13 protein-coding genes are annotated in these 23,605 nt (G+C 57.3%); 6 read left to right on the plus strand and 7 right to left on the minus strand.

From position 1 onward, the window contains the following. Positions 1–27: 27 nt before the first annotated feature. Genes mdtC through ACO6VX_RS02075 form a run of 3 tightly spaced genes read right to left on the minus strand, consistent with a single transcriptional unit; the run spans position 28 to position 7,459 of the window. Complete coding sequence (gene mdtC, locus ACO6VX_RS02065) at positions 28–3,102, minus strand: multidrug efflux RND transporter permease subunit MdtC (protein ID WP_010248182.1); 3,075 nt, start codon at positions 3,100–3,102, stop codon at positions 28–30. Next, positions 3,099–6,221, minus strand: coding sequence for an MdtB/MuxB family multidrug efflux RND transporter permease subunit (locus ACO6VX_RS02070; RefSeq protein WP_422457537.1), 3,123 nt, complete (start codon positions 6,219–6,221; stop codon positions 3,099–3,101). The genes mdtC and ACO6VX_RS02070 overlap by 4 nt, the downstream gene beginning before the upstream one ends. Continuing rightward, positions 6,221–7,459: an MdtA/MuxA family multidrug efflux RND transporter periplasmic adaptor subunit gene (locus ACO6VX_RS02075; protein WP_033772217.1), complete on the minus strand. Its 1,239-nt coding sequence runs from the start codon at positions 7,457–7,459 to the stop codon at positions 6,221–6,223. Before ACO6VX_RS02075 ends, ACO6VX_RS02070 begins: the two co-directional genes overlap by 1 nt. A gap of 240 nt (positions 7,460–7,699) precedes the next feature. Here ACO6VX_RS02075 and ACO6VX_RS02080 point away from each other — a divergent pair, with 240 nt between their 5' ends. Continuing rightward, entirely contained in the window at positions 7,700–8,659 is a 960-nt protein-coding gene (locus ACO6VX_RS02080) for an aldo/keto reductase (protein ID WP_033778771.1), read from the plus strand. Between the two features lie 209 nt (positions 8,660–8,868). Then, positions 8,869–10,212, plus strand: coding sequence for a carbohydrate porin (locus ACO6VX_RS02085; protein WP_033772209.1), 1,344 nt, complete (start codon positions 8,869–8,871; stop codon positions 10,210–10,212). Between the two features lie 365 nt (positions 10,213–10,577). Here ACO6VX_RS02085 and yegD read toward each other — a convergent pair whose 3' ends face one another. The 3 genes from yegD to ACO6VX_RS02100 form a co-directional block, all read right to left on the minus strand. Beyond that, a complete protein-coding gene (gene yegD, locus ACO6VX_RS02090; protein WP_422457539.1) occupies positions 10,578–11,930 on the minus strand; it encodes a molecular chaperone in 1,353 nt (450 codons plus the stop codon). 75 nt (positions 11,931–12,005) lie between these two features. Then, positions 12,006–15,341 (minus strand): diguanylate cyclase, encoded by a 3,336-nt coding sequence (locus tag ACO6VX_RS02095; protein ID WP_422457540.1) that lies wholly within the window; start codon positions 15,339–15,341, stop codon positions 12,006–12,008. A gap of 163 nt (positions 15,342–15,504) precedes the next feature. Further along, the gene (locus ACO6VX_RS02100; RefSeq protein ID WP_010248160.1) at positions 15,505–16,119 is read right to left on the minus strand and encodes a phosphatase PAP2 family protein; all 615 of its coding nucleotides are present in this window, start codon (positions 16,117–16,119) and stop codon (positions 15,505–15,507) included. 283 nt (positions 16,120–16,402) lie between these two features. On the opposite strand from ACO6VX_RS02100, the gene udk reads away from it, so the two are divergent. The 3 genes from udk (at position 16,403) to asmA (ending at position 19,543) form a co-directional block, all read left to right on the plus strand. After that, complete coding sequence (gene udk, locus ACO6VX_RS02105) at positions 16,403–17,044, plus strand: uridine kinase (RefSeq protein ID WP_010670982.1); 642 nt, start codon at positions 16,403–16,405, stop codon at positions 17,042–17,044. Between the two features lie 81 nt (positions 17,045–17,125). Then, on the plus strand, positions 17,126–17,707 hold the full coding sequence (gene dcd, locus ACO6VX_RS02110; RefSeq protein ID WP_004571280.1) for a dCTP deaminase: 582 nt from the start codon (positions 17,126–17,128) through the stop codon (positions 17,705–17,707). A 12-nt stretch (positions 17,708–17,719) separates the two neighbouring features. Next, complete coding sequence (gene asmA, locus ACO6VX_RS02115; protein ID WP_422457543.1) at positions 17,720–19,543, plus strand: outer membrane assembly protein AsmA; 1,824 nt, start codon at positions 17,720–17,722, stop codon at positions 19,541–19,543. Between the two features lie 30 nt (positions 19,544–19,573). Here asmA and ACO6VX_RS02120 read toward each other — a convergent pair whose 3' ends face one another. Beyond that, positions 19,574–21,145, minus strand: coding sequence for a TerC family protein (locus tag ACO6VX_RS02120; protein WP_422457545.1), 1,572 nt, complete (start codon positions 21,143–21,145; stop codon positions 19,574–19,576). 795 nt (positions 21,146–21,940) lie between these two features. Here ACO6VX_RS02120 and wbaP point away from each other — a divergent pair. Further along, positions 21,941–23,374 carry an undecaprenyl-phosphate galactose phosphotransferase WbaP gene (gene wbaP, locus ACO6VX_RS02125; RefSeq protein ID WP_010248148.1) on the plus strand — a complete coding sequence of 478 codons (1,434 nt, stop codon included), beginning with the start codon at positions 21,941–21,943 and terminating at the stop codon, positions 23,372–23,374. Positions 23,375–23,605: the final 231 nt, after the last annotated feature.

Here is a 23,605-nt window from a genome sequence, read left to right on the forward strand (position 1 = left end):
GTCCGATGCCTGCTGCTGCCATACCTGTTACGGCTGCTGCGCGGCGGCCAGCGGGCGTTTTTTACGGCGCAACTTATCCATCATTAAATAGACCACCGGTGTGGTGTAGAGCGTCAGCAGCTGGCTCATCACCAGCCCGCCTGCAATGGTAATCCCCAGCGGCTGACGCAGCTCTGCGCCGTCGCCGCTGGTCAGCACCAGCGGCAGCGCGCCAAACAGCGCCGCCAGCGTCGTCATCATAATCGGCCGGAAGCGCAACAGGCACGCCTGGAAAATTGCCTCCCGCGCGCTGAGCTGGCCGTTGCGCTCTGCCTCCAGCGCAAAATCGACCATCATGATGGCGTTCTTTTTCACGATACCGATCAGCAGCAGAATACCGATCAGCGCAATCAGGCTGAAGGGCGTATCGAACAGCTCCAGCGCCAGCAGCGCACCGACACCCGCCGAGGGCAGGGTAGAGAGGATCGTCAGCGGATGGACATAGCTCTCATAGAGGATCCCCAGCACGATATAGACCGCCGCAATCGCCGCCAGCATCAGCCAGAGCTGATTGCTTTGCGACTGCTGAAACACCTGCGCCGTACCGGCAAAGCTGCCGCGCACGCTGGAGGGCACGCCAATCGCGGTCATGGTGCGTTCAATCGCCTCCGACGCCTGCGACAGCGACACCCCTTCCGGCAGGTTAAATGAGATGGTCGAGGCGGCAGACAGCCCTTCATGATTGACCGAGAGCGGCGCATTCGCGGGCTGCCAGTGGGCGAACCATGACAGCGGAATCGCTTTACCTTCGCTGTTTATCACGAACATCTGCGACAGGGCGCTGATATCCTGGGTGTAGCGCGGATCGACCTCCATTACCACTTTGTACTGGTTAAGCGGCTGATAAATGGTGGAGATCTGACGCTGACCAAAGGCGTTATTCAGCAGGGCATTGGCCTGAGAGACATCAATGCCAAGCCGCGCCATGCTTTCCCGGTCATAGGTCAGCGCCATCTCGCTGCCTTTATCCTGCTGATCGGAGTTCACATCCGCCAGCTGCGGCAGGGCAGAGAACGCCTGACGGATTTTTGGCTCCCACTCACGCAGGGCGTTAAGGTCGTCCGACAGCAGGGAATATTGATAACCGGCATTCGATTCCCGACCGCCGACGCGCAGATCCTGCACCGCATTCAGATAGAGACTCGCCCCGGGTTCTTTCGCCAGCTTATTGCGCAGGCGGGCGATAATCTCCACTGCACTCTCTTTCCGCTCCGACAGCGGCTTCAGCGAGATAAACATAGAGCCGCTGTTGGTACGCATCCCGCCGGTGAAGCCCACCACGCTCTCTACCGCCGGATCGGCCCCGACAATCTCCATAAAATCCTGCAGCTTACTGCGCATCGCCTGAAACGAGATGCTCTGGTCGGCAGAGATGAAACCGGAAAGTCGTCCGGTATCCTGCTCCGGCATAAAGGTTTTTGGAATATGAACAAACAGCAAGCCGGTCAGGACGATGGTGGCGAAAAACAGCACCATCACCCAGCGCGCATGGTTCAGTACCACGTTAAGCGAGCGGCCATAGCCCTGCTGGATCGCCATCAGCAGCCGGCCCGCGCCGCGCTGGCGCGGCTGACTGCGCGGCGCGTGCGGCTTCAGCAGATAGGCGCACATCACCGGCGTCAGGGTGACCGAGATAAACAGCGAGATGACGATAGCCACCGACAGCGTAATGGCAAATTCTGAGAAGAAGCGGCCAATCAGTCCGCCAATCATCAGGAGCGGCAGGAACACGGCAATCAGTGACAGGCTCATCGACAACACGGTAAAACCGACTTCCCGCACCCCTTTCAGCGCGGCGGCCAGCGGCTTCATGCCCGCTTCCACGTGTCGGGCAATGTTCTCCAGCACTACAATCGCATCATCCACCACAAAGCCAGTGGCGATGGTCAGCGCCATCAGCGACAGGTTGTTGAGGCTGAAGCCGCACAGGTACATCGCGGCAAAGGTGCCGATCAGCGAAACCGGCACGGCGACGGCGGGGATCAGCGTGGCGCGGCCTGAACGCAGGAAAACAAACACCACCAGAATCACCAGCGCCACGGCGATCACCAGCGACTGCTCCACCTCATGCAGCGAGGCGCGAATGGTGGGTGAGCGATCCTGAGCGATCTGCAGATCGATGGCGGCCGGGATCACCTCATGCAGCAGCGGCATTTCGGCGCGGATGCGGTCCACCGTATCGATGACGTTGGCTTCAGGCGTTTTGCGGATCAGCAGCAGCACCGCCGGTTTACCGCGCGACATCCCGGCGTTGCGTACGTCCTGCACTGAATCTTCGACTGTCGCCACATCCGACAGCCTGACCGCCGCGCCGTTGTTGTAATGCACTATCAGCGGCTGATACTCACTGGCGGTTTGCAGCGCGTCATTGGTACGCAACTGCCAGCGCTGCTGCGAATCATCCAGTGCGCCCTGCGGCCGTCGCTGATTGGCGTTGGAAATGGCGGTGCGCACTGCATCCAGCGAGACGCCCTGATTAAACAGCGCCTGTGGATTCAGGGCCACGCGGACCGCAGGCAGCGAGCTGCCACCCACGGTGACGTCGCCCACGCCCTCAATCTGTGACAGTTTCTGCGCCAGCTGGGTCGAGGCGTAATCGTAGAGCTGACCCGGATTATAGGTATCCGAAGTCAGCGTCATGATCATAATCGGCGCATCTGAAGGGTTCACTTTGCGATAGGTCGGGCGCGACGGCATCCCGGTAGGCAGCAGGCTTTGCGCCGCGTTAATCGCGGCCTGGACATCGCGCGCGGCTCCGTTGATGTCGCGATCAAAATCAAACACCAGAATGATGCGGGTGCTGCCCAGCGAACTGGTGGAGGTCATTTCACTGACGCCCGCGATGCGTCCCAGCGAGCGCTCCAGTGGCGTGGCCACCGACGACGCCATGATCTCCGGCGCGGCACCCGGCAGCGAAGCCGAGATAACGATCACCGGAAAATCAACCTGCGGCAGCGGCGCCACCGGCAGCAGCCGGAAACCCAGCATCCCCGCCAGTGCGATGGCCAGCGTCAGCAGCGTGGTGGCGACGGGCCGGTTGATGAACAGGGCAAAGAACTTCACTCTGCGGCCTCCGTGCGGGCAAAGCGGCGGCGGGTGGCGTGCGCCAGTCGATCAAACAGCAGGTAGATCACCGGGGTGGTAAACAGGGTCAGCACCTGGCTCAGAATCAGCCCGCCGACCATGGCAATCCCCAGCGGATGACGCAGTTCGGCACCGACGCCGGTGCTGAGCATCAGCGGCAGCGCGCCGAGCAGGGCGGCCAGCGTGGTCATCAGAATCGGGCGGAAGCGCAGCAGGCAGGCCTGATAGATGGCATCAACAGGCTTCATACCCTGTTCACGTTCGGCCGCCAGCGCAAAGTCGATCATCATGATGGCGTTCTTTTTCACGATGCCGATCAGCAGGATGATGCCGATTATCGCCACGATATCCAGCTCATTGCCGCTGAGCATCAGCGCCAGCAGCGCGCCGACACCCGCCGTGGGCAGCGTTGAGAGAATTGTGATGGGGTGAATAAAGCTCTCATAAAGCACGCCCAGCACAATGTACATCGCTACAATAGCCGCCACAATCAGCCAGACGGTGCTGCTCAGCGCCGCTTCAAACGCCAGCGTGCTGCCCTGGAACTGCGTCATCAGCTCTGCGGGCATGCCAAGCTCGGCTTCAGCCTGCGACACCGCTTTCACCGCATCTTCCAGCGAATAGCCGTCAGCCACGTTGAAGGAGAAGGTCGCCGACGGGAACTGGTCGAGATGGTTAATGCTGAGCGGCGTGTTGCGCTGTTCAATGCGGGCAATGGCGCTCAGCGGTACGCTGCCGCCGTCGCTGCTGTTAAGGCGAATCGCCTCCAGGCTCTCCATGCCTGGAGTGGCACTATTGTCCTGCTCCAGCACCACCCGATACTGGTTCGCCTGGGTATAAATGGTGGAGATGAGCCGCTGACCAAAGGCGTTGTACAGCGCGTTATCGACATCCGCCATGCTGATGCCGAGGCGGCTGGCGCTGTCGCGGTCCACTTTGACATAGGCTTCCAGTCCCTGATCCTGCCAGTCACTGCTGACATCGCGCAGCTGTGGCAGGGTACTGAGACGGGTCAGCAGCGCCGGAACCCAGGTGCTGAGCGACGACATTGAACCCGATTGCAGCGTGAACTGATAGGGCGTTCGGCTCGCCTGGGTATCGATGGTGAGATCCTGTACCGCCTGCAGCCACAGCTGCACGCCCGGTACCTCACTGACCTGCTGTTGCAGACGCTGCTGAATAGCAGGAATGCGGTCGTCGCGTTGATCCAGCGGTTTGAGGTTGATCTGCAGACGCGCGCTGTTCAGCGAGGCATTGGTGCCATCCACGCCGACAAACGAAGTCATGCTCTCCACTGCCGGATCTTTCATGATGATGGAGGCGACGTCGCGGGTGCGCTGCGCCATGCTGGCATAGGAGGCTGACTGCGGTGCCTGCAGCGTGCCCTGAATAATGCTGTTGTCCTGCTGCGGGAAAAAGCCTTTCGGGATGATCATCCACAGCAACAGCGTCAGCACCAGGGTGCCAAGCGCCACCGACAGCGTGAGCCAGGGATGATTGAGTACCCGTTTCAGGCCGCGGCCATAGGCGGCCACGATACGATCAAACATCGCTTCGCTGGCCCGCGAAAAGCGGTTCTGTTTGCGCAGCGACTCCGCGCTCAGCATCCTGGCGCACATCATCGGCGTCAGGGTCAGTGACACCACCGCTGAAATCAGAATCGCCACCGCCAGCGTCACGGCAAATTCGCGGAACAGACGGCCGATCACGTCGCCCATAAACAGCAGCGGAATCAGGACCGCAATCAGCGAGAAGGTGAGGGAGATGATGGTAAAGCCGATCTCGCCGGCACCTTTCAGCGCGGCGGTCAGTGGCTTTTCCCCTTTCTCGATATAGCGTGAGATGTTCTCAATCACCACGATGGCATCATCGACCACAAAGCCGGTGGCGATGGTCAGCGCCATCAGCGTCAGGTTGTTAATTGAAAAGCCGAGGAAGTACATCGCCGCGAAGGTGCCGATCAGTGACAGAGGCACCGCAACCGCCGGGATCAGCGTGGCGGGCACGTTGCGCAGAAACAGATAGATGATCATCACCACCAGCGCCATCGCCAGCATCAGCTCATACTGCGTGTCGTTGACCGAAGCACGAATATTGGTGGTGCGGTCGGTGAGCAGTTTAACCTCCACCGACTTCGGCAGGGCTGCGGTCAGGGCAGGCAACATGGCACGGATATTATCTGCTGTGGCGATGATATTGGCACCAGGCTGACGCTGAACGTTGAGCACAATCGCCGCATCGCGGTTGGCCCAGGCGCCGAGCCAGCTGTTTTCTGCTCCCTGTTCTATGGTCGCCACGTCGCCAAGACGCACCGGTGCGCCGTTTTTGTAGCTGATAATCAGCTGGCGATAATCCTCCGCTGATTTCATCTGATCATTGGCTGACAGGGTAACTGAGCGGGTCGGACCATCCAGGCTGCCTTTGGCCGAATTTACGTTGGCATTGCTGATGGCGGTCCGCACCGTTTCGCTGGTCAGACCCAGCGCAGCCAGCGCCTGCGCATTCATTTTCACCCGCACCGCCGGACGCTGACCGCCCGATAGCGTCACCAGTCCGACGCCGCTGACCTGAGAGATTTTCTGCGCCACCCGCGTTTCCACCATGTCCTGCACCTGCGTCAGCGGCATGCTGCGCGTGGTGACGGCAAGCGTCATGATCGGTGGATCGGCAGGATTCACTTTGCTGTAGACCGGCGGATTAGGCAGGTCGTTGGGCAGCAGGTTAGTGGCGGAGTTAATGGCAGCCTGCACCTCCTGCTCTGCCACATCCAGCGGCAGCGTCAGCTGGAACTGCAGCGTCACCACTGAGGCACCGCCGGAGCTTTGCGACGCCATCTGTTTCAGGCCAGACATCTGACCAAACTGGCGCTCAAGCGGCGCGGTGATGGAGGAGGTGACCACATCCGGGCTGGCACCCGGATAGAGCGTGACGACCTGGATCGTCGGATAGTCGACTTCGGGCAGCGCCGAGACCGGCAGGAAGCGGTAGCCCAGCACCCCGGCCAGCAGGATCGCAATCATCAACAGCGTGGTGGCGACCGGCCGCAGGATAAACTGGCGTGACGGTCCGCCACTGTGATCGGGAGGCATGACCTGCATTACTCACGCTCTCCTTTTGACGGCAGGGTGGCGCGGGTAGCGCGAGGTGCGTTGCTCTGCGGCGCGACCACCTCGACTTTTGCGCCTTCCGTCAGGCGATCCAGCCCATCGGTCACGACGCGTTCGCCCGCCTCCAGACCGGCGCTGACCACCACTTTCTCGCTATCCTGCAAGCCGGCAATCACGCTTTTCTTGCTGACCTTGTTGTCACTGTTAACCACCCAGACAAAGTTGCCTTCGTTGCCCATCTGCAGCGCGGCAGGTGGGATAACAATCGCATCCTGCAGGGTGTTGACCTTCAGCCGCACATTCACGAACTGATTGGGGAACAGCGTGTCGTCCTGATTATCAAAACGCGCTTTGATTTTGATGGTGCCGGTGGTGACATCAATCTGGTTATCAAGGCTTAGCAGTTTGCCGCTGGCGATCAGATTCTGATTACTGCGATCCCAGGCCTCCACCAGCAGCGATTCACCGCTTTTCTGCGCCTTGAGAATGGAACTGATGCTGTTCTCAGCCAGGGTAAAGACCACATCAATCGGGTGCGTCTGGGTGATCACCACGATACCGGTGGTGTCGCCGCTGGTGACGTAGTTGCCGACGTCCACCTGTTTCAGCCCGACCCGGCCGGCAATCGGTGCGGTGATCCGGCTGTAGGTAAGATTGAGCTGCGCACTGGCGACGCTTCCCTCATCCGCTTTCAGCGTGCCGAGCGTTTCACTGACCAGTGAGCGCTGGGTATCCAGCTCCTGTTGCGACACCAGCGAGGTTTTTGCCAGCTTCTCGAAGCGCGCCAGGTCACGACGGGCGTTGGCCAGCGTCGCCTGATCTTTCGCCAGCTGGCCCTGCGCCTGCGTTAACGCCACCTGATAAGGCCGCGGGTCGACTTCTGCCAGTAGCTCGCCCGCTTTTACCTGCTGCCCTTCGGTGAAGTGGATTGCCAGCAGATCGCCATTGACCCGGCTGCGCACCGTGGCCGTGTTAGCCGCGGTCACCGTACCCAGTCCACTCAGATAGTGCGGCACGCTCTGGCTGGTGGCCGTAGCGGCCTGAACCGGCGCGAGGGGACGACGGGCACCGTCACCGCCGCCTTTGCCGCCACGTGGCGCAGGTGCGTCACTCTGACTGCTGCTCTGCGGCTGGGCATGGCGCTGCCAGGCATAATAGCCGCCAGCGGCCACGGCGATCAGGGCCAGCACGATAAGGGTTTTCTTCATAACAGGATGTCGGGTGCTCATGATTGTTGGTGCTCTCCAGCAGTGACGTAGTCCCAGGCGCAGGCATCAAATGGGTAGCCTGCAAACGACAGAGTGTAGCCGCCTCTGACGGGCAGAAGTTGAAGGAAATAAGGATATCTGTCAGGGCGGGGTAATTATGCCTGTTCTTTCATTAATCGCATCACAATCGTCATAAAGCCGTGAAATCACTTTGCTATGCTGAAAGACAGACGGTTTTTTCAGGCAAATAAGGAGCAGGAAATGAGTCAGAATCAAACCCGGCAGTTGGGTGACAGTGGTATCGCGGTGCCGTTGCTGACGTTTGGCGGCAACGTGTTTGGCTGGACAGTGGATCAAACCACCTCCTTTTCTCTGCTGGATGCGCTGGTGGATCGAGGCCTGTGGTTTATCGATACCGCCGACGTCTATTCCCGCTGGGCACCGGGCAATAAAGGCGGTGAATCGGAAACCATTATTGGTGAATGGCTGAAAAAAAGCGGCAAACGCGACCAGATCGTGCTGGCAACCAAGGTTGGCATGGAATTGTCGCCGGAGAAAACCGGGCTGAAACCGCAATATATCCGTCAGGCAGTTGAAGATTCACTGCGCCGGTTGCAGACCGACTATATCGATCTCTACCAGGCGCACCGCGACGATCAGGATACGCCGCTGGCGGAAACCTTGAGCGCCTTCGACAGCCTGATCAGAGAGGGCAAAGTGCGGGCGATTGGTGCTTCCAATTACAGCGCGGCACGGCTGCAGGAGGCGTTGCAGGTCAGTGAAACGCAGGGGCTGGCGCGCTATGAAACCCTGCAACCTGAATACAACCTTTATGACCGCCAGCCCTATGAGTCGGAGCTGGAGCCGGTGGTGATGGCGCAGGGGCTGGGCGTGATCAACTACTATTCACTCGCCAGCGGCTTTCTCAGTGGCAAATACCGCGAGGCGGCGGATGCGGGTAAAAGCGCGCGCGGTCAGGGTGTCGTAGATAAATACCTTAACCCGCGCGGTTTGCGGATCCTCGACGCACTGGACGCTATCAGCGAAGCGCATCAGGTTACGCCGACGCAGGTGGCGCTGGCCTGGCTGATCGCCCGTCCCGGTATCACCGCACCGATTGTCAGTGCCACCTCGCTGAAACAGCTCGACGATCTGACTGGCGCGATGCAGCTGACGCTGACCCCGGCGCAGATTGAACAACTGAATCAGGCAAGCCAGTAAACACAAGGGGCGATAGCGCCCCTTTTTACGCTACACCTGTCAAAAAATTGGCACCCCGCCCAGAGAATAACCAATCAGCGATCCCGATCACAAATGCGTTAATAAACGGATGTTACGGGTAATTATGCGCACGTATTTACAAAAAACAGAGGTTATCCAGCACTATCCTCTGCGCGTCATTTTCCGTAACTTACATAAGAATAAGCAAGATGAAAAACAGAAAAGCTGAGCAGCGTTTCCCGCTGCGCCGTGTGGCAACCGGCACCCTAATCCTGGCCATGTTTTCCGCGCAGGCGTTTGCCGCTGACGCCCTGAGCCCGGACTCCGAATGGATGTTTGGTGACTGGGGCGGGTACCGAACGCAGCTGCAGGACGACGGCATTAAGTTTGACGTTAACTACACCATGGAAAGCGCCGCGAATTTAGGCGGCGGGGCAGATACCAATACCACCATGCGCTACAGCGATCAGTGGTCGTTTGGCACCAATTTCGATCTGCAGAAGCTGCTGGACTGGCAGGATGCCGAGTTCCAGATGACCGTGACCAGTCGTAACGGACAGAATCTTTCTGAACAGGTCGCGGATCAACGCACCGGTATGCTCTCCTCGGTGCAGGAGGTTTACGGTCGCGGCCAGACCTGGCGTCTGACCCAGTTCTGGTTACGCAAAGGATTGTTTAACGATGTGGTCGATGTGAAAGCCGGGCGGGTGACGGTAGGGGAAGACTTCGATAACTTCGATGGCAATCTGTTCCAGAACCTGGCGCTGGGTAGCGGGCAGGCGGGTAACTGGCGCGGCGATCGCTGGTTTAACTGGCCGGTCTCGCAGTGGGGCGGCCGGGTGAAATTCAATATCACGCCGGACGTTTTCTTCCAGGTCGGTTTCTATAATCAGAACAGCGCTAACTACGATCGCGGTGATGGTTTCCGTCTGGATACCAGCAATTCAGAAGGGAATCTGGTGCCGGTCGAACTGGGCTGGAAGCCAACCTTCGGGCCGGAGAAATTACCGGGTAACTACCGCATCGGCTATTACTATTCCTCGGTGGATGGCGATGTTTATGGCAGCTGGCGCAACGGCGGCTATCAGGATCAGGCCCATTCCTATGGCGGATATCTGCTGTTACAGCAACAGCTGACCGCGCAGGATGGCGATGTGAATCGCGGTCTGGGCGTACGGGTGCAGGCGGTGATGAACGATCACAAGACCTCAAAGACCGACAACTATCAGTCTATTGCGTTTACCTGGACAGGACCGTTTGATGCCCGTCCTCAGGATGAGATCGGCGTGGGCGCGTCACGGATTCATGTGAACAGCGACTATACCCGCTCACTGCGTCAGCAGAATCAGGCTAATGGCGAGAGCCGCTTTGACAGCCCGACCTATCTGCCGATTCAGGAAGGTTCAGAGTACAACTATGAGGTTTACTACAACGCTAAAGTAACTAACTGGATGTCACTGCGTCCTAACCTGCAGTATGTGGTTGCCCCTGGCGCAGTCAGTGAAGTGAAAGATGCGTTTATCGGCGGTATCAGCGCCAATATTGCATTCTGATTTTCCGGGCGAGCGAGCCGCAGTACGGGCCTGAGCACCTCTGCTGCTGCCGGGCCGTCCTCGCGCCGCTCACGCGGTACCTTCGGCTTTGACGTCGTGCCGACGAACCGTTCGGGGATCGGCCCTCCCTGGCCGGCCCCGAACTGTCCACGCTTCCCGGCGTGGACTTCTGGCCCGGCGTCACGCCTCAGCGCTGCGGATAGCCCTTTCAGCAGCAGAGGCGCTCAGGCCTTCACTCTCGTGCCCTTTTTAACAATACACACTGAAGTTTCAGAGCAGGCCCGGCACCAGACTGCGTTATCACCTGTCGCTTAACTGACTGGCATTACACTCTCAGGTGCCGTTTTTGTTATTGCAGTGCAAGCCTAGCGGAACATCACTTCCGCCCAGCGGGCCAGCCCTGCAGTGACGGAGGCGAAATCATCGCCGCCCGCAATCGGTGTATCCGGCAGCGTCTGCTGCAGCGCCGCGCGCAGCAACGGCGAACGCGCACTGCCGCCGGTCAGGTAAATCACATCAGGCTTAATCTGGCTGGTGGCCAATGCCAGCTGCACCTGTTCCAGAATTTTCTCCAGCGGCTGACTGATGGCGTCCTGCAGCTGATCCACGCCAATCTCTGTCTCTAATGCGACGGCAATAAAGTCCAGGGAAGCGGTATGCGCCGGGCTGGCTGACAGCGCAATCTTGCTCTCTTCCGCTGCGCGCACCAGGCGATAACTGAGCTTCTGCTGCCACACTTTCAGCAGGCGAGCCACTACGTCACCCTGTTCCGCATCCCGCACTAAATCCCGCAGCCACTTTCCGCAGGCGGGACTGTAAAAGTCACTTTGTGCCGGAACATCATTGATGGCGATCGCATTCCACCACGGCAGTGCAGGCAGGGCGGTGCCTTTCTGAGTGTTACCGCCCAGACCGAGTAGCGGCATCAGGGTCTTAAACGTCAGCATGATGTCCAGGTCGTTACCGCCGACACGGCAACCGCTGTGGCCCAGCAGGCTTTCACGGCGGTCAGCTTTATCACGCCACTTCGGCCCCATCAGCAACATTGAGCAGTCGGTAGTACCACCGCCAATATCCACCACCAGTACCCGCGTCTCCTGCTGCAGCGTGGCTTCGAAATCGAGTCCGGCCGCCACCGGTTCGAACTGAAACTCTACGTCGCGGAAACCGGCGCGGTGAGCGGCGCGCAGCAGAATACCTTCAGCCTGCTGGTTAGACTCTTCACTGCCTAAACCCTGGAAGTTGACCGGTCGGCCGATTACCGCCTGATCGATAGCCTGATCAAGCTGGCTTTCACCCTGCTTGCGGATGTGCAGCATCATGGCGCAGACCAGATCTTCAAACAGGGCAATCTGCTGTGGCTTCAGGCCAGTAGCACCGAGGAACGATTTGGGGGATTTAACGAACCAGACATCTTCGGGATCGACCATATAGTGCTGCAGCGCGGTGAGGCCAAACTGCACGCTATTGGGCTGGACGTCGATATCTTCTTCGCGGTTATATCGCAGCGCGCGCTGCAGCAGCGCCGTGGTTTCGCTGTCAGGTGTCGCGACCTGATGATGACGATAGAGCCATTCGCTGATCGACTCGCGGGTCGGCGCACAGATCATCGACGGCAGCAGGCGCTGATCATTTTCCAGCGTTAACAGACGTGGCGTGCCATTTTCGCTGACTGCAATAGAGCAGTTAGCCGTGCCGTAATCGAATCCTATGAACATTTTCGCCCCCATGCCGGAAAAAAGGGGGCGACTTTAGCGCAGCTTCAGCAGGGTGGCAAGCGGGCAGCGCCGGAATTAACGAATAGCGAAGATGTGATCTTCAGCCAGTGAACGCAACGGCTGGCGCTCAGCCACGGCACTGCCCCAGACGCCGTTAACATCAAGGTTAGCCAGGGTGCTGAGCAGGGCCGGTACCGAAACTGGACCGGCCAGCACCGAGATATTGCGCTGTGTGGCCTGGCCCTGAATGATGGTCAGCAGCATCTCATCCATCAGATTATTGTGAACGTTGGCAACCAGTTCAGGCGCCAGCACCAGATAATCGACCACCTCGTCACTCAGCAGATTGAAAGCATCCAGATTTCGGCCAAAATGCTGCAATACGATGCGGCAGCCGCACTGCCGCAGTTGCAGCAGCGCGGCATAGAGCTGATCGCCCTGGCTCAGCACGCTGGCGGCAGGGAAAGCAAAACCACAGCCGCTGCTGGAGAGACCGGCGGCAACAAAGCGCTGGCAGAGTTGCTGCACAAAGGCGGCATCACTCAGCACCTGAGCATTGAGCGGCAGAATCACCGGGATGCCTTTGTTATTGAGCCGCTGCACATCGTGGCGGAAAAAAGCCTCAAGAATATTGTTATCCAGCCGGCGACGCAGCGTTTCATCAGGCAGGTTATTGCGTAACAGTGTCTCATCCAGCAGCAATCCGTCAGCGGTTAACAGCTGCACCTCAAGCAGCCAGATAAAGGCTGCCTGCGGCGTTTTTGGCGGGGCAACGGCCCAGGCGGGCAGTTCGATCTGCAGCGCATCAATCATCGCCGCATCCATGCCCTGATGGTTGCCCGACAGCGGTAAGCGATGCTGTTCGTAGACCACCAGCCGTCCGCGCCCGCTGCGTTTGGCGTTGTAACAGGCGATGTCCGCCTGCGAAAGCACGTCGCTGCTCTGACAGTTTTCTGCTGAAATCTGCGTCACGCCCGCGCTGGCACCGACCTGATAAAGGCGTCCCAGCCACTGGAACCGGTAATCATTTACCGCGGCGACAATGCGCTGCACCACATCATGTGCCTGTGCGATATCGCAATCGGGCATCAGTAGCGCAAACTCATCACCGCCCAGTCGTGCAAGGAAATCGCTGCTGCGCAGAGGGTGCTGCATCAGATCGGAGAGTTCGCGCAGTAACGCATCGCCTGCAGCATGCCCGGCGCTGTCATTGACCGCTTTAAACTTATCAAGGTCGATAAACACCAGCACGTGCTGATGCTGATGTTCAGCGGCATCAAACAGCAGACGCTTAAGCTGAAGTTCGAAGCTGGCGCGGTTAGGCAGACGGGTCAGGGTGTCATGCAGCGCGCTGTAGCTCAGGCGCTTCATCAGTTTGCGTGACTCACTCACATCCTGAATGACCATCACCGCCCCCTGTTCCAGACCCGCTTCCGAACGCAGCGGCGTGATGCTGTAGTGAATATCGATATGGCCGCCGTCCGGGGTATGCAGCACCAGATCTTCAGCGAGACCGGGGGTGACTTTTTCCGGCGGCAGCTGGCATAACAGCAAACTCTCTACCTCAGGGCCGTTACGTCCCTGCGTGATATGCAGCAGCTCACTCAGCGGCTGACCGGCGGCCTGCTCCTGCGACCAGCCACTCATTTTTTCCGCCACCGGGTTCATAAAGGCAACGCGCATCTCTTTATCGGTGCTGATGACCGCTTCGCCGATCGAATCCAGGGTGATCGCCATGCGCTCTTTCTCCTGAAACAGCGCCTCGTTAAGATTGCGTAGCGGCGTGATGTCCTGACAGATGCCCAGCATGCGCTCAATGCGCCCCTCTTTGCTTAGCAGCCGGTTGGCCTGAGTGCGCACCCAGCGATGTCCCTGGTCATCGACCACGCGGTACTCCATGTGAAACGCGCTGCGAAGCTCAATCGCCTGTTGCACCGTCAGTGCGGCATACTCGCGATCGGCGGGATGCAGCAGATGGATCCAGAGGTCATAGCTGGGTGACTCATGCGGGGCAAGACCAAACAGCGCGTACATGCGCTTGTCCCATAACATCTCGCCGGTCAGCAGGTTCCACTCCCATACGCCAATGCCACCCGCTTCGTTGGCCAGCGTAATACGCTCCATCAGCCGGCGATTCACCTGCTCGCTCTGCTTCAGCTCAGAGATATCGATAATCTGCGCAATAAAGTAGAGCGGTTCCTGGTTACCATCGCGCACCAGCGATACCGTCAGCCGCGCCCAGACAATCTCGCCATCTTTGCGGAAATAGCGCTTCTCAAAGGTGTAGGTATCAATCTCACCCGCCAGCAGTCGGTTCGCATGTTGCAAATCGAGGCTGAGATCGTCGGGATGGGTGATCTGCTGAAAAGTCAGCCGCTTCAGCTCCTCAGCCGGGTAGCCCAGGATCTGGCACAGCGAGCGGTTGACCTGCAACCAGATGCCGTGGGGCGCCACCAGCGCCATCCCAATGGCGGAGTACTCCATTGCGTGACGGAAGCGGGTTTCACTGTCAGTGATATGGAGCTTTTCGCGCCGGAACGCATCCATCACCAGCGACATAATGTGACTGGGGATTAGCACCAGCAGGAACGGCAGCCAGCTGGAGACCGGGCCCAGCGCGCTGTTGTTGTTCACCACGGTGACCAGATCAAAGGCGAGCAGTATCGAGATAAAACTGGCGTTCAGGAAGAACAGCACGAACGCCTGCAGCTTGGGCAGGCGGACCGCGCACCAGAACAGGATCACCACGATAAAGGTAAAGGGCCACGGCAAAAAGCGCAGCGCCAGATAACTGGCCCCAAGGGTGAGAAGAAGCGTCAGCAGAGCTTCGGCCAGGCGCAGATTGCTGAACCCCGTGCGACGCAGCGGCCACGGCAGCAGTAACAGCATCGGGCCTAACACCAGCATGCCGATGATTTCGGAGATCACCCAGGTATAAAAGAAGGGAAACGAGGCGTGGCCGGTGACCTGTAGCGTCCAGAGTGCCAGCAGGCCGCCGAGCACCGGCGTCACGATGCCCACCGACAGTACCATCCGTGCCCAGTCATGCAGCGAATCCAGCGGCGCGCGCCGATCCAGCAGGGCGCGCAGCAGCATGCCACCCACACCGGCCTGGATAAGATTGAGCAGGGCGAATTTAATGTTCGAGAGGGCAGGCCCGATGATGATGGCATTAGCCCCGGCGGTGCCAAGCACGCAGGCTGTCAGCAGCAGCGGGAGCTGGCGTGACGGGCAGCGGAAAACCACGACGGTCATTAACGTAGTCGGAAACCAGAGCGGGGAGATTTTGCCGCTGACGACGATCAGTTCCAGACAGAAGAGTGTCAGGACAAACACCACGCAGCCAAGGAGCAGCGCCGAGAGCCAGCGGTTTGGCGTGCTATTTTGCGGGGACAGGATCTCTATCGTCATGCGGACTTCCGGCAGGGTGCAGCGCTCCACAATGGCGTATCAGGCACCAGTCATTCTCTCACTGCATGCTAGCACATCCGGCAAAGAAAAAAGGGGTGAAATCAATATTGCCCGTTATTCGGCGAATTGACGGGCACGCTAAGATTGATTGCCAGCACGTTGATTACTGGCGGAAAAGATCGGCGCGGGTATAGGGTTTCTCCATGCCCGCAAGGCTGGCGGCGAAACGCTCCAGGAACTGCTGCGTGGTGGCGACACGACCGTGACTCATCAATACAAACGGCACTAACAGCGCAGCACCGACCTGCGGCCAGCTGAAGCCTTTGAGCGAGGTGCGACGCTGGGAGATCAGAAACGCCGTGCTCAGCGTGAAGCCCAGCAGCAGCCCGGTGACCACCTCACTTTTTGAGTGTGCGTGGATGACCAGGCGGGAGAAACCGACCATCAGGGGAATCAGATAGCCAACCCCAATCGCCGCAATGCGCCACATCGCGGACCAGCGCCCGGAAATCAGCCACAGCATGACCGGCCACAGCGTGGCGGACATGGCACTATGACCGCTGAAACCGGTAAAATTAAAGCGGGCGCTGCCGATGCCAAACCCCAGAAACAGAATTTTAGAGATGCTGACGGTCAGGCCAGCCAGGCCAAATGCCACAATCCAGTAAAAGACCGTATGACGATTATCACTCTTCCACGGCAAAATCAGCGCAATAATCACCGCTGTTGGAATCAACAGCATGCTGTCGCCAAAATAGGTCAAAGTCTTCCAGTGCATACCACTCCTGATGCATCTTCGGTCGTCACGTTAGCGACACGCGTTGTCTGAACAGCGCGCCGCGCAGGCCATTTTTTTTATAGTATGGTGTGCCGTTAGTTTATCGGTGAAATGAGTGGCGTCCAAAGGAGAAAGTCTGAAAAGTCGCCGACGCCATTTCTCTGGCATCAAAAGGCCGAAATCCCTATACTTAGCGCGAACACACCCTCTCCATTTCGGCCCGTCCGCTGCCCGCGTAATGTGTGACCAGTGGCAGGCTCCAGTTATCAGGTCTTAAAAAAGTATGACTGACAAGTCTCATCAGTGCGTGATTGTAGGCATTGCCGGCGCTTCCGCATCCGGTAAAAGTTTAATTGCCAGCACGCTCTATCGTGAAATCCGTGATCAGGTAGGTGGCGAGCACATCGGGGTCATCCCGGAAGATGCTTATTACAAAGATCAAAGTCACCTCACCATGGAAGAGAGGGTTAAAACCAATTATGACCATCCGAGCGCGATGGATCATGATTTGCTGTTGCAGCATCTGCAGGCGGTCAAAGCCGGTCAGGATATTGAGCTGCCGGTCTACAGCTACGTTGAGCACACCCGCACCCAGCAAACGCATCATCTGAGCGCAAAAAAGGTCATCATCCTTGAAGGCATTCTGCTGTTAACCGATGCCCGTCTGCGCCAGGAACTCAACTTCTCTATCTTCGTGGACACGCCGCTCGACATCTGTCTGATGCGTCGTATGAAACGTGACGTCAATGAGCGTGGCCGCTCAATGGATTCGGTAATGAGTCAGTATCAGAAGACCGTGCGTCCGATGTTCCTGCAGTTTATCGAGCCATCAAAACAGTACGCCGATATCATTGTGCCGCGCGGCGGAAAAAACCGTATCGCCATCGATATCCTCAAGGCGAAAATCAACCAGTTTTTTGAATAACGCACGTCCGTCCGGACGTGGTGCAGACCGGCGGCAGGCAAGCATGCCGGTTTGCTACACTTATGCCATGGAGTTACCGCAATGAGATTATGCGATCGCGATATTGAAGCCTGGCTGGACAATGGCAAACTGGCCATTGAGCCACGCCCGCCGGTCGAGCGCATTAACGGAGCCACCGTCGATGTGCGTCTGGGTAATCAGTTCCGCACCTTCAGCGGTCATACCGCGGCCTTTATCGATCTGAGCGGCCCGAAACAGGAAGTGAGCGCGGCACTGGATCGGGTCATGAGCGATGAGATCGTATTGCCTGATGGCGAAGCCTTTTTCCTCCATCCGGGAGAGCTGGCGCTGGCGGTGACGCTGGAGTCCGTGACGCTGCCTGACGATCTGGTCGGCTGGCTGGATGGCCGTTCATCGCTGGCGCGACTTGGGTTGATGGTACACGTTACGGCTCACCGCATCGATCCTGGCTGGCAGGGCCGTATCGTGCTGGAGTTCTACAATTCAGGTAAACTGCCGCTGGCTCTGCGTCCCGGTATGTTGATCGGCGCGCTGAGTTTTGAACCGCTTTCAGGCCCGGCTGCGCGTCCCTACAACCGGCGTGAAGATGCGAAATATCGCGGTCAGCAGGGCGCTGATGCCAGCCGTATCGACAAAGACTGATCTGAGGATGTAATGAAAAGAGTGATAACCACGCTGGCCATCCTGTTAGTGGTGGTCGTAACGGGAATGAGCGCGCTGGTGCTGCTGGTCAATCCCAACGACTTTCGTACCTATATGGTGCAGCAGGTCGAACAACGCAGTGGTTATCGCCTTGAGGTCAGCAGCGATCTACGCTGGCACGTCTGGCCTCAGCTCAGCATCCTGGCCGGCCGGATGAGTCTTACCGCGCCGGGTGCCAGCCAGCCGATGGTCTCGGCGGAAAACATGCGGCTGGATGTTGATCTCTGGCCACTGTTGTCTCATCAGCTCAGCGTCAGCCAGGTGATGCTGAAAAATGCGATAGTGCGGGTGACGCCAGATAGCCGCGCGCAGCGTGCCAGAAATGCGCCCCAGGGTCCGCGTGATGCGGAGCCGGCTTCGCCTTCCAGCGGCTGGTCATTCGATATCGCTAAACTGCGGGTAGCAGACAGTCTGTTGATCTGGCAGCAGCCAGGCGGCGACGAGTATAATTTCCGCGACCTCAACATTAATATGGAACAGGACGCGAACAAGCTGGCGACGCTGTCGCTGAGCACCACGCTGATGCGCAACCAGCGCAACGCCACACTGAATCTAAAAGGCCAGCTGGATGCCGCGCAATATCCCCATCGCCTCAGCGGCCAGTTGCAGCAGCTTGATTACACGTTGTCCGGCGCCGATATTCCGGCACAGGGGATCAAAGGCTCGCTGAGCCTGCAGGGCGAGTGGGATGGTGACCGCCAGCAGCTCTCCTTCAGTAATCTGCAGCTCACCGCCAATGACAGCACCCTGACCGGGCAGGGCAGTGGCCATATTGCGCCACCGCAGCAGCTGGCGCTGGATCTGAAAGCCAGCAACCTTAACGTCGATAATTTACTCACCAGTGCGTCCGTCTCTGACGTACCTGGCGTGCAGCACGCCACCGTGGCCCGTTCGCCGGTGATTGCTGCGCCGCGGGAACGCAGCAACGCCGACTCTCCGCTGAATGACCTGGATCTGGCGCTGAAGTTACAGGCTGACAATGCGGTATGGCGCGGACTCTCTCTGACCAGTCTTTCGGTGAACGCCAGCAATCAGCAGGGAGTGATGACGCTGAAGACGCTCAGCGGCAAGCTGGGCAATGGCAGCTTCTCAATTCCCGGCAGTATCGATATCCGTCAGCCAGAGACGCGGGTCAGCCTTAAACCACAACTCCGGTTAATTGCGATTCAGCCGCTGCTTAAAGCGTTTGAACTGCCGGAAAGCGTGCAGGGGAACCTGAGTCTGGATGGCGATTTGTCGGGCGATACGCTGACGGTCGAAGCAGCCAAACGTCGCTGGCAGGGCAGGGCGACCATTAGCGCCAGCAACCTGAAACTGGCACAGCTGAATCTGCAGCAGATGGTGCAGCGTGCCGTGGCGCGAGTCAGCGATAAGGTCAGCAGCGATCAGGCGGTGGATGAGGGGATTGAGTCGATTAGCGCACAGGTGGCGCTGAATAAGGGCGTACTCAGCTTCAGCGATATCAATGGCAACGGCCAGAATCTGGGCTTGCAGGGCGCGGGCAAAGTTGACATGGTGCAGCAACAGCTGGATATGACCCTGGGGCTGAAAATCAGCGGCTGGCGTGGCGATGATGCGCTGGTGAAAGCGCTCTCCAGTCAGCCGGTTCCGCTGCGCATGTATGGTAGCTGGGACAGCCTGCAATACTCTCTGCCGGTGGATGACGTTCTGCGTAACCGGCTGCAGAGTGAGGCGAAATCACGGCTGAATCAGTGGATCGATCGCCAGAAAGAGGGCGAGAACAAAGAGAACCTGAAGAAAATCATGCGCCCGTAGCGGGCGCATTCCCTTCTGCCAGCTAACCACTCAGACCTCGTAACTGATATCGGCCTGCAGCAGGATCTCGACTTTCTGCACCCGATGATTTTCGACCTGCAGCGTTCGCAGCAGATAGTCACCCAGTTGCAACACTTCGCCTTCCTGAGGGATGTGTTGCAGCTTATCCATCAGTAATCCCGCCAGCGTATGATAGTCACCCTGCTCATCGAGCGGCAATTTCACATAGAGCGCCAGATCTTCCAGCGGCATATGACCGTTAGCAATCCAGTGACCTTCATCCTGAATCTGAATATCGTAGCGAGCATCGATTTCACCCGCCTCATTCGGCAGATTGCCGGCGATGGTCTCCATTACATCGCTCAGCGTCACCACGCCTTCCACCGAACCAAACTCATCAACCACAAAGGCGAAGTGAGTATGGGCCTGACGAAACTGTTCAAGCGCCTGCAGCACCGTCAGCCGCTCAGGAAAGACCAGCGGCTGTCGAATCAGGGCGCGTAAATCCAGGGAATTGTGGTGCAGTGACTGGTGCAGCAGATCGATAACGTGAACCACGCCCAGCGGTTCGCTGGAGTGATCCGTAATCAGTATTCGCGTGTGCTGGTTGCGGTCGAGGCGCGACATAATCTCTGCCGGATCATCACTGAGATCGATATGTTCGACGTCGTGGCGAGAGGTCATGATGCTGTTAATGTGGCGCTGACCCATGCCCAGTACGCGGGCAATCATCACCCGTTCCTGCCGGTTAAACAGCATGCTGTCATCGCTGTCAGCAATCAGTGACGAAGTTTTCGCATCCAGTTCCGCCGGTTCTGCCGCGCCGCGCAGCAGCCGTAACACCGCTTCCGCCGTGCGCTGGCGTAGCGGACGACCGGCCGACAGCACCCGACGACGATTAAAGTGCGCCAGCTGGTTCAGTGCCTCAATGACCACCGAGAAGCCGATTGCCGCATAGAGGTAGCCTTTGGGAATCACAAAGCCAAAGCCTTCCGCCACCAGGCTGAAGCCGATCATCAGCAGAAAGCTTAAGCAGAGGATCACAATCGTAGGATGGTTGTTCACGAAGCGGGTTAACGGCTTGCTGGCGAGCAGCATCAGCAGAATGGCGATGGTGACCGCAATCATCATGACCGGTAAGTCATTAACCATGCCGACGGCAGTAATCACCGCATCCAGCGAGAAGATGGCATCCAGCACCACGATTTGCGCCACCACCGGCCAGAATTTAGCGCCGCCTTTTTGTTGACCGGACGCCTCATCATCCCCTTCAAGACGCTCATTCAACTCTGTGGTGGCTTTAAATAGCAGGAAAATCCCGCCTGTCAGCAACAGTAAATCGCGCGCACTGAAAGGGTGGCCCATAAGCGTAATCCAGGGTTCTTTCAGCGTAACCAGCCAGGAAAGCGATGCCAGCAGCAATAATCGGCACAATAACGCCAGCAGCAGTCCAATCACGCGCGCGCGGTCGCGAAGCGGCCCTGGAAGCTTCTCCACCAGGATGGCGATGAAGATCAGATTGTCGATGCCTAAAACCAGTTCCAGAACGATTAGCGTTACTAATCCCGCCCATAGCGAGGGATCTGCAATTACCTCCAGCATGCGTTGTTCACCTGAATGTCTTAAATTGAGTTTTCTCTGATGATAGTGGAGTGCGAAGCCACGTACAAATGGCAGGGCAGGGGGCATGTTCTCAGATAACCGCGCTATATCGTGCAAAATATGAACATAATAGTGTGACGCTTTGATTAACTTCACAGGGCGCAGTAGAGATAATTCTTAGTCATTGGCTGACAGGAAAGAGATATTCACCTGTCGGGCTTATGCGATTTATCTCATCGGGAGTATGGCATTAATCCGAATTGTGAAGAAAGGATTGCACTGCCCGTCAGGCCTCAATACTAATTGCTGGTAGTCTTTTTCCTAAAATAGTCCAGGGATGGCGGGACCTGCTTGTAAACAAGCCAGTAATAACTAGTATAGCAACAAGTTAGCAAACTCTGCCCCAGAGTCGTAATCTGCGTACCTATTCGACATTAATCGCAATGTCACGAATGAGTAATTCGCCTGTGAACGTCTGTATGATGCGTTGCGGTAACGCTAACACATTACGGGGAGCATTATGAATGATGACAGCGATATTGGCAGCGACAGCCAAGGGCGGTAGCGTGCCCGAATCGCGTTTTTGTTGATAAAGTGAGCAGCGCTGGCGGTGGTTAAGTCAGAGTAATCTGTTGGTATTCATCACGATATTATTGGTTTCATGGTTAAGATCATTGGCGTAAACGCCGCAGGAGCTCCCCTTAGAAACGGCTCACTCTGGAGAGGTTTCGTCGCTTAATGATTAAACAGGCGATAGCCGTTGCGGGTTTAAGGAAATAAAATAAAGAGTTAAATATGCGCGATACAGAATTTACGTTTAAAAGTCTTATTACCAAATTAATGCTGGCATGTTCAGACTTAATTTGTTTCAACGCAGCGTTCTTTTTGGCGATGATGCTAATTAATTTGCAGTCAGATTCGCCGCTGGCAGATATTTCTGAAAAAGAAATGAATTTAAAAATTGCCACACACATTTGTCTGTCGGTAATTTGTATTGGCTGGTTCTGGGTAAGGCTGCGTCACTACACTTACCGCAAACCTTTCTGGTTCGAATTAAAAGAAGTTTTTCGTACCATTCTTATATTTTCTGTTATCGACCTGTCGATTACCGCCCTGTCGCAGTGGCAGATGTCGCGTTTCGTCTGGTTACTGACCTGGATCCTGGCGCTGATTTTAATTCCGACCTGCCGCGCGCTTTCTAAACGTCTGCTGAATAAAAATGGCTTGTGGAAAAAACAGACCATTATTATCGGCAGCAGCAAAAATGCGCACGAAGCCTGGCAGGCACTGCAAAGCGAAGAGGTCATGGGTTTTGACGTTATCGCCTTCTATGACGTTGATGGAACCTGTCCGCAGGAGATCATGAACGGCGTGCCGGTGCTGCGCGACGAGCAGGAGCTCTGGAGCCTCACCAACAGCGAAACGCAGTTTATCGTTGCGGTTGAGTATGAGCAGAGTCAGTACCGTGATGTCTGGCTTAAATCGCTGGCGATGCACAACTGCCGTTCAGTGTCAGTGATCCCAACCCTGCGTGGTGTACCGCTCTACGGTACCGACATGGCCTATATCTTCAGCCATGAAGTGATGATCCTGCGGGTTCAGAACAACCTGGCTAAACGCACGTCGCGCTTCCTGAAGCGGGCATTCGATATCGTGGGTGCGCTCTCGATTATCCTGATGCTGATGCCAGCGCTGCTGGTACTGGGCTTCCTGGTGGGTCGTGACGGTGGACCACCGATTTATGGTCACGAGCGTGTGGGAATGAATGGCCGTAAATTCAAATGTCTGAAATTCCGCTCGATGGTCATTAATTCAAAAGAAGTGCTGGAAGAGGTACTTCGTACTGATCCGATTGCCCGTGCGGAATGGGATAAAGATTTCAAACTCAAAAATGATCCACGTATTACTAAAGTGGGCCACTTCATCCGTAAAACAAGCCTCGATGAGCTCCCTCAGCTCTGGAACGTGGTGCGCGGTGATATGAGTCTGGTCGGACCGCGTCCGGTCATTGAAGATGAACTCTGTCGTTATGCCGGTGATGTTGATTATTACCTGATGGCAAAGCCAGGCATGACGGGATTGTGGCAGGTCAGCGGTCGTAATGATGTTGACTATGAAACCCGCGTCTATTTCGACTCGTGGTACGTGAAAAACTGGTCACTGTGGAACGACATCGCGATTCTGTTTAAAACAGTGGGCGTGGTGTTGAAACGCGATGGTGCCTATTAATCGTGAGTCGGAATGAGCGCGTTAATGCGCGCTCAGAGGTGTTTTGCCGTTGTCAGGCGTGTCGTTGATAGTGGCCATCATCAGGGATATCGCTGTGCATCCATAGTCCGCTATGATGCGTGGCGTTCAGGGTACACCCTGGTAGATGGCCGCTACTTATAACAAGTGGAGCAAGGATAATGAACGACAGGTTCAGTGCTTAAGTCAGGTAGGATTTACTTTTTGTTGGAC

The sequence above is a fragment of the Pantoea sp. BJFS-204 genome (assembly GCF_049310725.1).
Taxonomy (GTDB): Bacteria; Pseudomonadota; Gammaproteobacteria; order Enterobacterales; family Enterobacteriaceae; genus Pantoea; species Pantoea agglomerans.

Excerpts from the sequence above, each read along its gene's own strand:
- ACO6VX_RS02120 (WP_422457545.1), bottom strand. The coding sequence starts at position 21,145 with ATGCTGGAGGTAATTGCAGATCCCTCGCTATGGGCGGGATTAGTAACG.
- ACO6VX_RS02100 (WP_010248160.1), bottom strand. The coding sequence starts at position 16,119 with ATGCACTGGAAGACTTTGACCTATTTTGGCGACAGCATGCTGTTGATT.
- ACO6VX_RS02080 (WP_033778771.1), top strand. The coding sequence starts at position 7,700 with ATGAGTCAGAATCAAACCCGGCAGTTGGGTGACAGTGGTATCGCGGTG.
- yegD (WP_422457539.1), bottom strand. The coding sequence starts at position 11,930 with ATGTTCATAGGATTCGATTACGGCACGGCTAACTGCTCTATTGCAGTC.
- dcd (WP_004571280.1), top strand. The coding sequence starts at position 17,126 with ATGAGATTATGCGATCGCGATATTGAAGCCTGGCTGGACAATGGCAAA.
- ACO6VX_RS02095 (WP_422457540.1), bottom strand. The coding sequence starts at position 15,341 with ATGACGATAGAGATCCTGTCCCCGCAAAATAGCACGCCAAACCGCTGG.
- ACO6VX_RS02070 (WP_422457537.1), bottom strand. The coding sequence starts at position 6,221 with ATGCAGGTCATGCCTCCCGATCACAGTGGCGGACCGTCACGCCAGTTT.
- asmA (WP_422457543.1), top strand. The coding sequence starts at position 17,720 with ATGAAAAGAGTGATAACCACGCTGGCCATCCTGTTAGTGGTGGTCGTA.
- ACO6VX_RS02075 (WP_033772217.1), bottom strand. The coding sequence starts at position 7,459 with ATGAGCACCCGACATCCTGTTATGAAGAAAACCCTTATCGTGCTGGCC.
- ACO6VX_RS02085 (WP_033772209.1), top strand. The coding sequence starts at position 8,869 with ATGAAAAACAGAAAAGCTGAGCAGCGTTTCCCGCTGCGCCGTGTGGCA.
- udk (WP_010670982.1), top strand. The coding sequence starts at position 16,403 with ATGACTGACAAGTCTCATCAGTGCGTGATTGTAGGCATTGCCGGCGCT.
- wbaP (WP_010248148.1), top strand. The coding sequence starts at position 21,941 with ATGCGCGATACAGAATTTACGTTTAAAAGTCTTATTACCAAATTAATG.